Origin of the sequence: Streptomyces sp. 2-1 (assembly GCF_048564895.1) — a bacterium.
In the GTDB taxonomy this organism is placed as follows: Bacteria; Actinomycetota; Actinomycetes; order Streptomycetales; family Streptomycetaceae; genus Streptomyces; species Streptomyces phaeochromogenes.
This window is the reverse complement of the sequence record NZ_CP183383.1, coordinates 3,022,729-3,035,319: the sequence shown is the minus strand read 5'-3', so window position 1 is coordinate 3,035,319 and position 12,591 is coordinate 3,022,729. Positions and strand designations below refer to the sequence as shown.

Genomic DNA, 12,591 nt, shown 5'->3' with positions numbered 1-12,591 from the left:
GTCACGGGAGGCGTCATGAAGCTGGGCAAAGCACTGGCCACCGGGATCGCGGAGGAGCAGCCGCGCCTGGACGAGGAAGAGCTCCGACTCCCCGAGGAGACCGAGGAGTTGGAGTCCGCCGTCGAAGAGGTTCCGGTCGCGCGATGAGGGTGCGGCTCCCCGAGGAACGTCCGGCGGAGCCGCCGACCGGATTCAAGATCGCCCACCCGATGCTGTCCCAGGACGGCACCCGGGCCGGGTTCACCGGTGTGTCGCTGGGCGGCGCGCTGCCGTACGGAGTGCTGGACGAGGCGCACTGCGTCTACGGCCTGCGGCACCGGGCACCGCACCGCCGCTGCGATTGCGGCTTCCACTGCGTGCACGAGCGCACGGCGGCCGAGGCCATGCTGTGCACCGCCGAGCACCGCAGCGCCGTACTCCTCGAAGTGACGGTCCTCGGCGCCTATATCCGCTTCGAGCTCGGTTTCCGGTACGCGCGGCAGCGGGTGCGTACCGCCACGGTCGGCCCCTGCGCGTGCGGCGCCGTCGCCGTGGCGCTGGCCGACGCGGGATGGGGCCGGCCCGGCTGGCGGGGCTTCGCGGCCTCCTGCGCCGGATGCGTGCGCGGCCGTACGGCGGTGTCGCTCGCGACCTTCGCCCGGCTGGGCGGGGAAGGGCTGCGGGTACGGGCCGGGGGAGGCGCCGTACCGGGCGCTGGTGACGGCCTGCCCGAGGGGCTCGGCGTCTCCGAACTCGTCGCGGAGGCGGCCCTGCTGCAGGCCAGGCTCGACTGGTTCCAGAGCCAGCTGGCACGACTCGGCGATCGTGGGTCCGGACAGGGGTGACGGCGGCCCGGCAGGGTACTCGGGCGTCCCGGACGAAAGGAGGGACGCCGTGACCGGAGCTACGGACCGGCGGCCGGGCGAGCAGCACTCGGTCGGTGAACTCGTCGGACAGGCCACCGAACAGCTCTCCGAGCTCGTACGACAGGAAGTGCGGCTCGCGAAGGAGGAGCTGGCGCAGAAGGGCCGGCGCATGGGACGCGGCGGCGGGCTGCTGGGTGCGGCCGGTGCCGTCGCCTACGTGGGGCTGATGGCCCTGGCCGCGACCGGTGCGGCCGCGCTCGCCCTCGTGCTGCCCGTGTGGGCGGCGGCGCTCATCGTCACGGCCGTGCTCTTCCTGGTCGCGGGCGTGCTGGCGAGGACGGGCCGGGCCCAGCTCGGGCGCGCAGTCCCGCCGATGCCCGAGGAGGCGCTCGACAGCGTCCGGGCCGACGTCGACGAGATCAAGGAAAGGGCGCACCGATGAAGGACAGCAACGATCCCGTGGAGCCCGGCAAGGCTGCCGACAAGGCGGCCGGAAAAGCCGTCGGCGGCGCGAAGGGCCCGGACGAGCTGCGACAGCAGATCCAGGAGACCCGGGGGCAACTCGGCGACACCGTCGAGGAGTTGGCCGCCAAGGCCGACGTGAAGGCCCGTGCGCGGGCCCGGGGCGCCGAGCTGAAGGGCAAGGCGTCCGAGGCCGGCCACGCCGTGCAGGACAAGGCCACCGAGGCCGGACACGTCGTACAGGGCAAGGCTGTTGAGGCCGGACACGTGGTGCAGGACAAGGCCGTCCAGGCCGGTCATGTCGTGCAGGACAAGGCCGTGCAGGCAGGGCACGTGGTGCAGAGCAGGGCCACGCAGGCCGGTCACGCCGTCCAGGACAACGTGCCCCAGCCGGTGCGCACGGCCGTGACCAATGCCGTCCAGGCCGGAAAGCGGCACCCCCGGCCCGTACTGATCGCCGGGGCCGGAGTGGTGGTCGCGGCGGGCCTGCTGCGGCGGCGACACAACGGACACCACTGATACGCACACCGGTACACACCTCGGGCTCCGGTCGCTGACCGGTGCCGTACGGCGAGCGGCGGGGCCGATCCATTCGGGCCCGCCGCTCGGTCGTGTGCCCGTTGTCGCCCGGCGGGAGGCCGGACCCCGTCCGTGCTGCCGGTGCTTGACTTGAAGTTGGGTTGAGGTCCGAGGGTGGGGTCGTGGACACCGATCAGCGATCACTGGAGTTCGTGATGACCCGTCGTACCGATGCGCATCCCGCGATGACCCGCCCCGAGGTGGGAGCGCCCTTCTTCAGTACCTGGCAGGTGGGGACGCCCGAGCGGCAGAAGGAGACGGTCGAGGCGATCGCCGCCACCTGGGAGCGCCGGGCGTGGCCGGCCGAGGGGCTGCTCGGGTACCACGTCTACACCGGGGAGGACGGCACGACCCTGCTGCACCACTCGCAGTGGCGGAGCGAGCAGGACTACGAGGCGTTCGTGAAGGTCCACCGGCAGGAGCGCGTGGACGAGGTCGACGTGGCCGTGCCCGGGATCGAGCGGGTGGGGCTCGGCCGCTACCGGCGCTACCGCAGCGGCACCCAGGAGGCGGAGACCAGGATCCCGGGGTGCGTCGTGATCGTCGAGATCGAGTTCGAGGGACCGGACCCCGACCGTCAACGCGCCTGGGTGGACGCCGTGTTCGAGGCCCTGGAGAGCGAGCCGGACCTCAGTCCCGGCGGGATCTCCGCCCACTTCCACCTGAGCACCGACGGTACGAAGGTCCTCAACTACGCCGAGTGGGAGACCGCGCAGGCCCACATCGACGCGCTGGCCTCGCCGGGCGGCGGCGTCGGATCCCGTACGCCCGAGTGGGAGCGCGTACAGACGTACCCCGGTCTGAAGCAGTCCACGGTCCACCGCTACACCCACGCCCTCGGCCTCGTCCCCGAGTGATCACCGGTTCACGGTGAACGACGGCGCGGGCCGTCAAGAAGACCACTGACACCGAAGACCACTGACACGGACTGACACCGACAACAGGAACCGTCTGGACAAAAAAAGTTTTCGGTGAGACGGTGGAGTCATGTTGGACGTGACCGTGATCGAGGACCCGGCGGCAGCCGCCGCCTCGCTGGACCCCATAAGGGGCCGACTCCTGGCCGAGCTGGCGGCCGGACCCGCGTCGGCCGCCATGCTGGCCGGCAAGGTCGGGCTGCCGAGGCAGAAGGTGAACTACCACCTGAAGGCGCTGGAGCGGCACGGCCTGGTCGAGCTCGCGGGGGAGCGCCGCAAGGGGAACGTCACCGAGCGGCTGATGAGGGCGACGGCGGCGTCGTACGTCATCTCGCCGATCGCCCTCGCCGCCGTGCAGCCCGACCCGGACCGCTTCCGGGACCAGCTCTCGGCGCGGTGGCTGCTCGCCCTCGGCGCCCGGCTGGTGCGGGACGTCGGCACGCTCATCACGGGTGCCACGAAGGCCCGCCAGCGGCTCGCCACGTACGCGCTGGACGGCGAGGTGCGCTTCGCCTCCGCCGCCGACCGGGCCGCGTTCATCCAGGAGCTGACGGCCGGTGTCGGCGCCCTGATCCGCAAGTACGACTCCCCAGACGCCGAGGGGGGCCGCGACCACCGGATCGTCGTGGCCGTCCACCCCACGGTCAAACCTGAGACGTCCGGTGCGGCCGATGCGGCCGACGCATCCGGTACGTCCGAGGGTCCCAAGGCTTCCGAGGCGCCCGCAGCGGTGCCCGAACTCACCGACTGACACGCCTAGTTGACGCGCAGGAGCACACCATGTCCAAGGAATTCGAGATCGCCCGCGAGTTCGAGGTCGACGCCACACCCGACCAGGTGTGGGACGCCGTCACCAGCGGCACCGGCGGCTGGCTGTGGCCGATGGAGCCCCCCGAGCCACGTGAGGGCGGCCGGGGCCCCTGGGGATCCACGGTCACCGCCTGGGACCCGCCGCACAAGTACACCAACCGCCTCGAGGGCGTCGACGAGGTCGCCGGGCAGACCCTCAACCAGCTCGACTACACCGTCGAGCCGCGCGACGAGGGCCGGCGCGCCTGGGTGCGGTACGTACACAGCGGGATCTTCGTCGACGACTGGGACAACCAGTACGACGGGGCGAGCAGGCACACCGACTTCTACCTCCACACCCTGCGCGAGTACCTGACGAAGTTCGCGGCCAGGCCTGCGGCCTTCGCCACGTTCGACGGGCCCGAGGCGTCCAAGGGGGCCGACGCCTTCGCCGCCGTCGGCCGGGCGCTCGGCCTCGCGGACGACACCGCCGAGGGAGCGCGTGTACGGGCCCAGGGACCCGACGGCCAAGTGCTGGACGCCGTCGTCGACTTCCGCAACCCGTACTTCATCGGGCTGCGCACCGACGACGCCCTCATCCGCTTCTTCGGACGCAACCACTGGGGCGCGCCCGTCGGCATGAGCGTCCACGACTTCGCTCCGGGCGCCGACGCCAAGGGGAACGAGGCGGCCTGGCAGGGCTGGCTGAACCGGGCCTTCGGGGCCTGACGTTCCACGGAGACACCGGTGAGCCCGGCCCCCTGACGTGGGGCCGGGCTCACCGGCGTGTTCCCGCAGCGACTACGTGTTTCCTGTGGTGACTACGGGCTTCCCCCGGTGACTACGGGCGGAACCGCAGCACCTGCGGGTCGTGGTCGCTGATCTGGTCGGAGAACTCCGAGTTGATGTGCACGCTGTCGTACGTGAAGTCGCAGTCCTTGCGGATCGACGGGCTGATCAGGATCTGGTCGAGGACCTGACTGTTGCCCTGGTAGTCATAGCTGTAACGCTCGCTCTTCGGAAGGAACTTGACGGCCGACCACAGGGCGCCGTCGTCCTCCAGGAGCTTGGTCGTCTGCGAGAACTCGAAGTCGTTGATGTCGCCGAGCGTCACGACGTCCGCGTTCTTCTGCTTCGCGAGGATGTCCTTGACGAAGGAGTTCACCGCGGTCGCCTGGAGGTGGCGCTGCGTCTCCGAGCTGCGCGCCGGCGGCTGGAACTGCGAGTGCAGCGACTGGTCGCCGCCCTTCGACGCGAAGTGGTTCGCGATCACGAAGACCGACTTGCCGCGGAAGGTGAACTCGCCCGCGAGCGGCTTGCGGCTGTTCGTCCAGGCGGCGTTCGCCGGGTCGATACGGCCCGGCGAGAGGGTCAGCTGCGCCTTGCCGTGCACCTTCGTCACGCCGACGGCCGTCGAGGCGTCGCCGCCCGCGCGGTCCACGAACGACACGCGCTCCGGGTTGTAGAGGAACGCCTGGCGGATGTTGCCGCCCGGCTCGCCGCCGTCGGCGAGGTTCACCGGGTCGATGGAGCGCCACTCGTACGCCGGGCCGCCCGCGGCGACGATCGCGTCGATCAGCTTCTGCATCGTCTGGTCGGCGGCGACCGTACCGTCGTTCTTCGCGCCGTTGTTGTCCTGGATCTCCTCCAGGGACACGATGTCGGGCGACTGCAGGTGGTCCACGATCGCGGCCGCGTGGGCGGCGAACGTGGCGTCCGTCGGGTCGAGGTTCTCGACGTTGTACGTCGCCACCGCCAGCTCCGAACGCGACTGCTTGCGCGTCGTCTCGCGCTCCAGGCCGCCGGCCTTCACCGTGCCCAGGGTGCGGGCGGTCAGCGTGTAGCCGCCGAACTGGTTGTAGTCGAGCGGGCCCTCGGTGGTGCCCTTGAGGGTGTCACCGACGTTCGCCGTGGGGAACGGCTCGGTGGCGGTCGGGATCAGCGACTGGATCTGGAGCCGGCCGGTGTTCTGCGAGGAGTACGCGCCGTAGACCGTGCCGCCGCGGCGGGTCGGGTTCTCGTGCGGCTTGACCGTCACCCAGAGCTCGGAGAACGGGTCGGTCGCGGTGACCACACGCGAGGAGCCGATCGCGACGTTCATGCCCTCCAGCGACTCGTAGTAGTCGAGGGCGTACTTCTTCGGCCGCAGCGTCAGGGCGCCCACCGAACCGTTCGCCGCCGTGTCGCCCTCGGGCGTGTACGCGGCAGGTACGGAACGGCTGTCGATGACCGTGGCCTTGGGGAGCGCGTTGCCGCTCGACACCACCGTCACCGTCGGCCGGGTGATCTCCGTGACCGACTGGTTGCCGGACGCGGCGCCGCCCGGCACGAACTCCGTGACCGTGCCCGAGACGGTGACCGAGTCGCCGACGGCGACCTTCGGCGTGGAGCTGGTGAAGACGAAGATGCCCTCACTGGTGGCCGGGTCGTCGTCCGCGGACGGACCCTGGATCCAGAAACCGCGGGACGAACCGTAGGTTCTCGTGCCCGTGACGATGCCGGCCACGTCCGTGACCTGCTGGCCCGCGAGCGGGGACGTACGGGTGGAGCCCTGGATGTCATGGACGGCCACGGCGTCCGCGTGGGCGGGCGAGGTGACGACCACCGCGGAGACCGTGGAACAGACGGCGGCGACGGTGAGCGCGGCTATGCGTGCGGAAGACTTGCTCGGCAACGGGATCCCTCCGGGGACGTGCGTGGGCGCCGGGACGAGGGTGGCGCGGTGAACGGACGTGGGTGGAGCGGTGGAACGAGTACAGACGCGTACGTGGGTGGAGCGAAGACGAGGGTGGAGCGGCGGAGCTGTGGAACAAAGGCAGGGGTGAAGCGTGGGGGAGCCGTAACCGGTGGGGCGGTCCGTGACGCGCGTAGAAGTCGCGATGCACTGCTACTCGTGAGTTTCTACGCGCGTCAATCTCGTGTCTGGCCACGGCACTTGTCAAGGTTTCCCGAGTTAACACTTCTGACAGGTTCATGAACCGGGCGGCATGGGTCCAAATCCGTCTAGGCTGAGGTCGCGTGTCCGGGGCGGCCGGCAGGCGTTTTCCCGGGCGGCCCGCGGGCCTCGTGTACGTCCGAGATGTACGCCCGAACGTTCGTCCTAGGAGAACCAGCCGATGTCAGACAGTTCCCCCCTGCCGCCGGTGCGTCTGCACTCCGAAGCGGAGCTCGCGCGGGACGCCCTCGCCACGCCGCTTCTCTCGCGTGCCGTGCGGCTCGCCCGCTGGGCCGGTCCTGACACCCGGGTCGGGGCCGGCGGCGAACTCGTCGAGGAGCAGCTGCCGGCCGCCGCCGCGGAGCTCGGCCTCGACGGCGGGGATGCCGCTGCCTATGCCAGCGAGGCCTGGCGGGTCGCCGTCGACACCGGGCTCGTCGAGGTCGTGGACGAGGAGGAGGGCACCGTCACCGCGGGCGCCGACCTGGCGCTCGTCCTCTCCGGAGCACCCCAGGACGTGCTGGGACTGTGGCTCGCCGCCCTCGAGGCGGTGCTCGCCGACGCCGGCGTGCCCGATCTCGACGACATCGTGGAGGCCATGGGCGAGGGCGGCGAGATCGACTTCTCCGAGCTGGACTGGGACCCGGAGGCCGAGGCGGAGTTCCTCGACGGCGTCCTCGGCAACCTCTACCTGCTGACCTCCAGCGAGGACGGGCCCGGCGACGGCCCGGTGCCGCTGCCCGCGCTCGCCGCCTCGATGATCGTGCCCGACGACATGGGGGAGCCCACCAACGACGTCCTGGAGCAGGTGTCGGACGCGATGATGCGGCTCGACGACCAGTTCCGGCTCCTTGAGCCGATCGGGCTCGTCGACTTCCAGCCCGTCGACGAGGCCCTCATGGCCGATGCCGACGAGGAGCCCGCGGCGCCCGTCGACGACACGGACGTCTCCCGGTACGGGATGGTGCGGCTCACCCCCCTCGGGGTGTACGGGATCCGGGCCCGGCTCCTCGAAGTCGGGTTCGCGGCGCCCGCGGTGGGCGACCTCGCGGACAAGGGGGCGGACGTGCTGCTCGACAGCACCTCCGCGTTTCCGCCGGCCGCCGCGCAGGCCGAGACCGAGCAGTGGCTCGACCGGCGTGAACCCCTCGCCGCGGCGCGGGAGTTGCTCGCGGCGGCGAAGGGGGCCGACGCCGGGGCGCCGCTGCGGCGGCTGCGCTGCCAGCAGGCTCTCTCGCTGGTCGGTACGGAGGCCTCGCCCGCGCTCCGTGACGTGCTCGACGATGCCGAGCTGGGCGGGCTCGCCCGGGTCTGGCTCACCGAGCGGGGGGCCTCGGACGTGCCTCCGCCGTCCGAGGGGATGGTCTTCTGGCTGACCGTCGACACGATTGCCGCGCAGCTTGCCGCGGAGGGGAACTCCGCGGAGTTGCAGGCGCTTGTCGAGGGGCTTGCGGCGCAGCACGGGGGGTTCTTCGCGGCGGCCTGGCGGGTGGATCACCCTGCCACGCCGGATGTGCTGGAGGCGATGGGACGGCTGCACCCGGACAAGAGGGTGGCCAAGGAGGCGCGGAAGGCTGCGTTCAAGGCGCGGTCGCAGCAAGGGGGGTAGGGGGGTTCTTCGCCCCCGCCGCCCCTACCCATTCCCGTCCCTTACTCGGGGGCTCCGCCCCCGAACCCCCGCTCCTCAAACGCCGGAGGGGCTGAATACATTGCGGCCGGGGCCGACACCTTCAGCCCGTCCGGCGTTTGAGGACGAGGCCGTTCAGGCCGATCCCCCACCCACCCCGGTCAACCCACCCACCCCCATCAGCCCCGCCCACCCACTCAGCCCGTCCGGCGTTTGAGGACGAGCGCGTTCAGCGCGATGCGGGGGTCTGGGGGCGGCAGCCCCCAGGGGACGGGACGGGTAGGGGCGGCGGGGCGAAGAAACACCAGGTCGTCAGGGCTCTTCCTCGCCCATCGCCAGGACCCGGACCGGGATGCCGTCCAGTTCGTCCGGGACCACGTCCTCGGGGCGGAGCCGGTCGCGGGGGACCTTGCGGGTGACGAAGACGACGATGACGTCCTCGCCGGACTCCTCGTCACGCCCACTCCCGACCCCGGTCACATTGGCCAGCGCCATCAGCCGTTCCTCATGGCGGTGGCTCGCCTGACGCGCGTCCACTTCGGCTCGCCTCCCATGGGTGGTCGTACGGGTCCTTGGTATGGAGATTATTCCGACCAACAGTTCGCATGCGAGGACTGATGGGCCGTACGGGGCGGCATTGCTCCGGACGGGCGGAAGAGGCCGGATCCCACCGGATCCCACCGGATCCGACCGGGACCCCACCGGATCCGGCCGGATTCACGCAAGCGAGCCCTGGGAAGTCGGCCCGCGTTCAACCGGCGTTCAGTCACGGGCGGGACCGTGTGGCCGACAGTCGGGTCCGCCACCCTCCACGCGTCACCCCTCGCCACGGTCACACTCCACCGTCACAGGAGACAGCATGTCGCTCACCCGCAGGGACTTCGCCAGACGATCCGCGATCACCGGCGCCGGTGTCGCCCTGGTCGGCAGCGTCGGTACGCTCGCCACCGCGCCCGGCGCCCTCGCGTCCACGGACACCGAGACCATGGGAGACGACGCCGACCGGCACGGCGGAGGGCACGGCGGAGCCGTCGGCTACGGCCCGCTGCTGCCCGACCCCAAGGGCGTCCTCGCGCTGCCCGCCGGGTTCCGGTACCGCGTCATCACGTACAGCGGGAAGACCAAGCTGGAGTCGGGCGAGTTCACCCCCTCCAACCACGACGGCACGGCCACCTTCGACGGCCCGCGCGGCACGACCCTCCTCGTCAACAACCACGAGCTGAAGGGCCCGCGCGCCAACTGGAAGTACCCGGTCCCGCTCACCGAGGGCCTCGTCTACGACCCGGCCGCGTCCGGCGGCTGCACGGTCGTCGAGGTGCGCCCGGGCGGCGCGGTCGCCGAGTGGGTCGGCATCGCGGGCACCTCCACCAACTGCGCGGGCGGCAGCACCCCCTGGGGCACCTGGCTCACCTGCGAGGAGAACTCCGACCGCGCCGGCGTCAACGGCATGACCAAGGACCACGGCTACGTCTTCGAGGTCGACCCCTCCGACCGCCGTGCCAACCGCAACCCCAAGCCCCTGAAGTTCTTCGGCCGGTACGACCACGAGGCCGTCGTCATCGACCCCAAGCGCGGCCACGCCTATCTCACCGAGGACGCGTCCGGCCCCAACGGCCTCTTCTACCGCTGGACCCCGCCCAAGGGCTTCCACTACGGCCACGGCAGGTTCCGCGCCCTCGCCGACGACGCGGGCGTCCTCCAGGCCCCCAAGTGCTACAACTCCGGCGGCCACTTCATCGACGACCTCTCCCGCGCCACGAAGATCGGCACGGTGTACGGCGTCGACTGGGTGGACGTCCCCGACCGCGACGCGAAGACCGTCGACGTGCGCAAGCAGTTCGGCGCCGGTGAGATCACCCGCGCCCGCAAGCTCGAAGGCATGTGGTGGGGCGACGGCGGCGCGTACATCGTCTCGTCGTACGCCCGTGCGGAGAGCCCCGTCCAGCACGACGGCCAGGTCTGGTTCTACGACCCCAAGCGCCGCACGCTGACCCTGAAGGTCCTCCTCGGCGTCAACCCCGACCCGTCGGTGGACGGCGCCTTCGACGGTCCCGACAACATCACCGTCTCCCCGTACGGCGGACTCGTCATCGCCGAGGACGGCGAGGGCGTCTCACACCTCTTCGGCGCGACCGACAGCGGCCGTACGTACCCCATCGCCCGCAACGACCTCAACATCGGCTCCGAGGAGGAGCCCGAGTTCAGCGAGTTCACCGGCGTCACCTTCTCGCCCGACGGAAAGACGCTGTACGCCAACATCCAGGAGCCCGGCATCATGCTGGCGATCACCGGTCCCTGGCGGCGTCAGAAGCGCGGCTGAACTCCGGTTCGTACGCAGCGCCCTCGGGCATGGAGTAAAGCTGTCGCCTCCCGTGTTGTCGCTCTTGTTGCGACGCGGGAGGAGACCGGAGCCGATGAGCCTTCGCCAGTACGAGTACGCCCTGGCCGTTGCCGAGGAGGGCTCGGTGACGGCGGCGGCGGAGCTGCTGCACGTCGCCCAGCCGTCGGTGTCCCAGCAGATCCGCGGCCTGGAGCGGGAACTCGGCGTGCAGCTGTTCGCCCGCACGCCGACCGGACTGGTGCCCACCGTGGTCGGCCGCGCGTTCCTGCGGGAGGCGGAGGTCGCGGTCAGCGCGTCACGGCGGGCGAGGGCGACGGCACGGGCCGGTGCCGACGAGCTGGTGGGCGAGATGGTCGTCGCGGCCCAGATGGGCTTCGGCACGCGGCAGCTGCCGGGCGCCCTGGGCACGCTGCGTCGCCGCTTCCCGCGGCTCGAGGTCACCGTCTTCGAGGAGCCGAGCTCCGCCGAACTGGAGCGGCTGTGCCGCCGGGGCGCGGTGAACCTCGCGCTGATGGCGGCCTGCGAGCGGAGCCCCTCCGACGCCCACCACCTCGGCGACGAGAACTTCGTCGTGGTGCTGGGCGCCGGGCACCGGCTGCTCGCCGCGGACCGGGTCGAGCTGCGCGAGCTGGAGGGCGAGCCGTGGGTGAGGTTCGACCGCGACAGCGCGCTCGACGGCGTGCTGCTGAACGTGCTGCGGGACAACGACCTGACCCCGACCCCGGTCGCCCGCGTGTCCCAGACGGCGACTGCTGTGCGCTGGGCCGCCCACGGGCTGGGAGTGACGCTCGTCCCGGCCTCCGCGGTGCCCCACGGCTACGAGCACCTCGCGCGTCCGGTGTTCCCGGTCGTGTCCCAGCCCGTCATCGCCGTGCTCCGGCACGGGGCGGGTCCGGCGGAGACGGCCCTGCTCGAACTCCTGCGCAAGGAGACCTGGTCCGAGTCGACCTGGTCTGGGTCTACCCGGTCCGAGTCCGCTTCTGCTTCCTTCTCGTCGGTGTTCTGACGGGCGGTGTCCCGACGGGCGAGCAGTGGTTCCGTTGGCGTCAGCCCCTGGGGAATTCGCCGCCGTCCACCACGAGATTGCTCCCTGTCACCCAGCTCGCCCGCTCGGACGCGAGGAACAGCACCGCGTCGGCGATGTCGTCGGGCTGACCCTCGCGCCCCAGCGGCACGGTGGCGGTGCTCTCGCCCTGCGTCGGGTCCAGGCGCGCCCACTGCTCCCGCGTCAGTTCGCCGCCGGGGGTGACGGTCCTGCCGGGAGTCACGGTGTTGACCCGGATCCCGGACGGGGCCAGCTCCAGGGCCAGGCCCCGGCTGTAGTTCTCCAGCGCCGCCTTCGCCGCCGTGTAGTGCAGGAACGGCGGTGGCGTGGCGGGCACCGCGGCCGAGGAGACATGCACGATCACGCCCGAACGCCGTTCCCGCATCCCCGGTACCAGCAGCGAGTCCAGCCGCACCGAGGACAGGTAGTTCAGGTCCAGTTGGTCCTGCCACTCCTCGTCGGGGATGTCGGAAGTGCTCGCGTACGGTTGCGCCCCACCCGCGTTGTGGACCAGGACGTCCACCCCGCCGAGCACTTCCTGCGCGGCCGCGGCGATCGCCTCCGCGCCGGCCCGTGTCCGTACGTCGGCCGCCACGAAAGCAGCTCCCTCGGGCACCGTGCTCGTCGCCGACCTGGCCGTCGTGAGCACCTCGGCGCCCGCGTCCAGGAGTTGGCGCACGATGGCCGCTCCTATTCCGCGAGAACCACCTGTGACCAGGGCCCGCTTTCCCTTGAGTTCCTGCGTTCCTGATTCGTTTTCGGTTGTGGTCATGCCGCCTGCTCTTTCAGCTGTGCGGGTACGTCGTGGTGCGTACCTCGTCGAGTCGGTTCACCGTACGTTCGCGAAAGAACGAGGGGCAAAGACCAAAAGTCAGCAGGTGGTATAGGGAGTTCCTATGGCGGCCCGGCCGTCCCGGACTCCTCCGGTACGTCCGTACGGAAATAATCGTTCGCCCGGCCCTCGGGGCGCGGCCTACAGTGATGAACGTCCAGGTGCGAAGGCAGGACCTACTTCCACTCTTAATGGGGAGGTCGCGGGTTCGAGTCCCGT

General features: G+C 71.1%; 13 protein-coding genes. 10 read left to right on the top strand and 3 right to left on the bottom strand.

The window, feature by feature from the left end; all coding sequences use genetic code 11:
* The first annotated feature begins 15 nt into the window (after window positions 1–15).
* The 7 genes from ACN20J_RS13365 to ACN20J_RS13335 all read left to right on the top strand — a co-directional run bounded on the left by ACN20J_RS13365 (window position 16) and on the right by ACN20J_RS13335 (window position 4,321).
* Complete coding sequence (locus ACN20J_RS13365) at window positions 16–147, top strand: hypothetical protein (RefSeq protein ID WP_257678063.1); 132 nt, start codon at window positions 16–18, stop codon at window positions 145–147.
* Window positions 144–824, top strand: coding sequence for a hypothetical protein (locus ACN20J_RS13360; RefSeq protein WP_189840503.1), 681 nt, complete (start codon window positions 144–146; stop codon window positions 822–824). The genes ACN20J_RS13365 and ACN20J_RS13360 overlap by 4 nt, the downstream gene beginning before the upstream one ends.
* Before the next feature lie 49 nt (window positions 825–873).
* Window positions 874–1,287, top strand: a complete 414-nt coding sequence (locus ACN20J_RS13355) for a phage holin family protein (protein ID WP_361904079.1) — start codon at window positions 874–876, stop codon at window positions 1,285–1,287.
* Complete coding sequence (locus ACN20J_RS13350; protein ID WP_364197780.1) at window positions 1,284–1,826, top strand: DUF3618 domain-containing protein; 543 nt, start codon at window positions 1,284–1,286, stop codon at window positions 1,824–1,826. The genes ACN20J_RS13355 and ACN20J_RS13350 overlap by 4 nt, the downstream gene beginning before the upstream one ends.
* A gap of 215 nt (window positions 1,827–2,041) precedes the next feature.
* Window positions 2,042–2,743, top strand: coding sequence for an antibiotic biosynthesis monooxygenase (locus ACN20J_RS13345; protein WP_419668878.1), 702 nt, complete (start codon window positions 2,042–2,044; stop codon window positions 2,741–2,743).
* 130 nt (window positions 2,744–2,873) lie between these two features.
* The gene (locus ACN20J_RS13340) at window positions 2,874–3,554 is read left to right on the top strand and encodes an ArsR/SmtB family transcription factor (protein WP_190230243.1); all 681 of its coding nucleotides are present in this window, start codon (window positions 2,874–2,876) and stop codon (window positions 3,552–3,554) included.
* A 29-nt stretch (window positions 3,555–3,583) separates the two neighbouring features.
* Window positions 3,584–4,321 (top strand): SRPBCC family protein, encoded by a 738-nt coding sequence (locus tag ACN20J_RS13335; protein ID WP_189840507.1) that lies wholly within the window; start codon window positions 3,584–3,586, stop codon window positions 4,319–4,321.
* A gap of 112 nt (window positions 4,322–4,433) precedes the next feature.
* On the opposite strand, the gene ACN20J_RS13330 is transcribed toward ACN20J_RS13335, so the two are convergent.
* Window positions 4,434–6,266 (bottom strand): endonuclease/exonuclease/phosphatase family protein, encoded by a 1,833-nt coding sequence (locus tag ACN20J_RS13330; protein ID WP_419665953.1) that lies wholly within the window; start codon window positions 6,264–6,266, stop codon window positions 4,434–4,436.
* 442 nt (window positions 6,267–6,708) lie between these two features.
* Here ACN20J_RS13330 and ACN20J_RS13325 point away from each other — a divergent pair, with 442 nt between their 5' ends.
* Window positions 6,709–8,136: a hypothetical protein gene (locus tag ACN20J_RS13325; protein ID WP_419665952.1), complete on the top strand. Its 1,428-nt coding sequence runs from the start codon at window positions 6,709–6,711 to the stop codon at window positions 8,134–8,136.
* Window positions 8,137–8,466: 330 nt separating this feature from the next.
* Here ACN20J_RS13325 and ACN20J_RS13320 read toward each other — a convergent pair whose 3' ends face one another.
* A complete protein-coding gene (locus tag ACN20J_RS13320) occupies window positions 8,467–8,691 on the bottom strand; it encodes a hypothetical protein (protein WP_246575375.1) in 225 nt (74 codons plus the stop codon).
* Between the two features lie 322 nt (window positions 8,692–9,013).
* Between ACN20J_RS13320 and ACN20J_RS13315 the strand changes: the two genes are divergently transcribed.
* Window positions 9,014–10,474, top strand: a complete 1,461-nt coding sequence (locus tag ACN20J_RS13315; RefSeq protein WP_190230240.1) for an alkaline phosphatase PhoX — start codon at window positions 9,014–9,016, stop codon at window positions 10,472–10,474.
* Window positions 10,475–10,568: 94 nt separating this feature from the next.
* Window positions 10,569–11,501 carry a LysR family transcriptional regulator gene (locus ACN20J_RS13310; protein WP_419665951.1) on the top strand — a complete coding sequence of 311 codons (933 nt, stop codon included), beginning with the start codon at window positions 10,569–10,571 and terminating at the stop codon, window positions 11,499–11,501.
* Window positions 11,502–11,541: 40 nt separating this feature from the next.
* Here ACN20J_RS13310 and ACN20J_RS13305 read toward each other — a convergent pair whose 3' ends face one another.
* A complete protein-coding gene (locus ACN20J_RS13305) occupies window positions 11,542–12,312 on the bottom strand; it encodes an SDR family oxidoreductase (protein ID WP_419665950.1) in 771 nt (256 codons plus the stop codon).
* Between the last annotated feature and the right edge of the window lie 279 nt (window positions 12,313–12,591).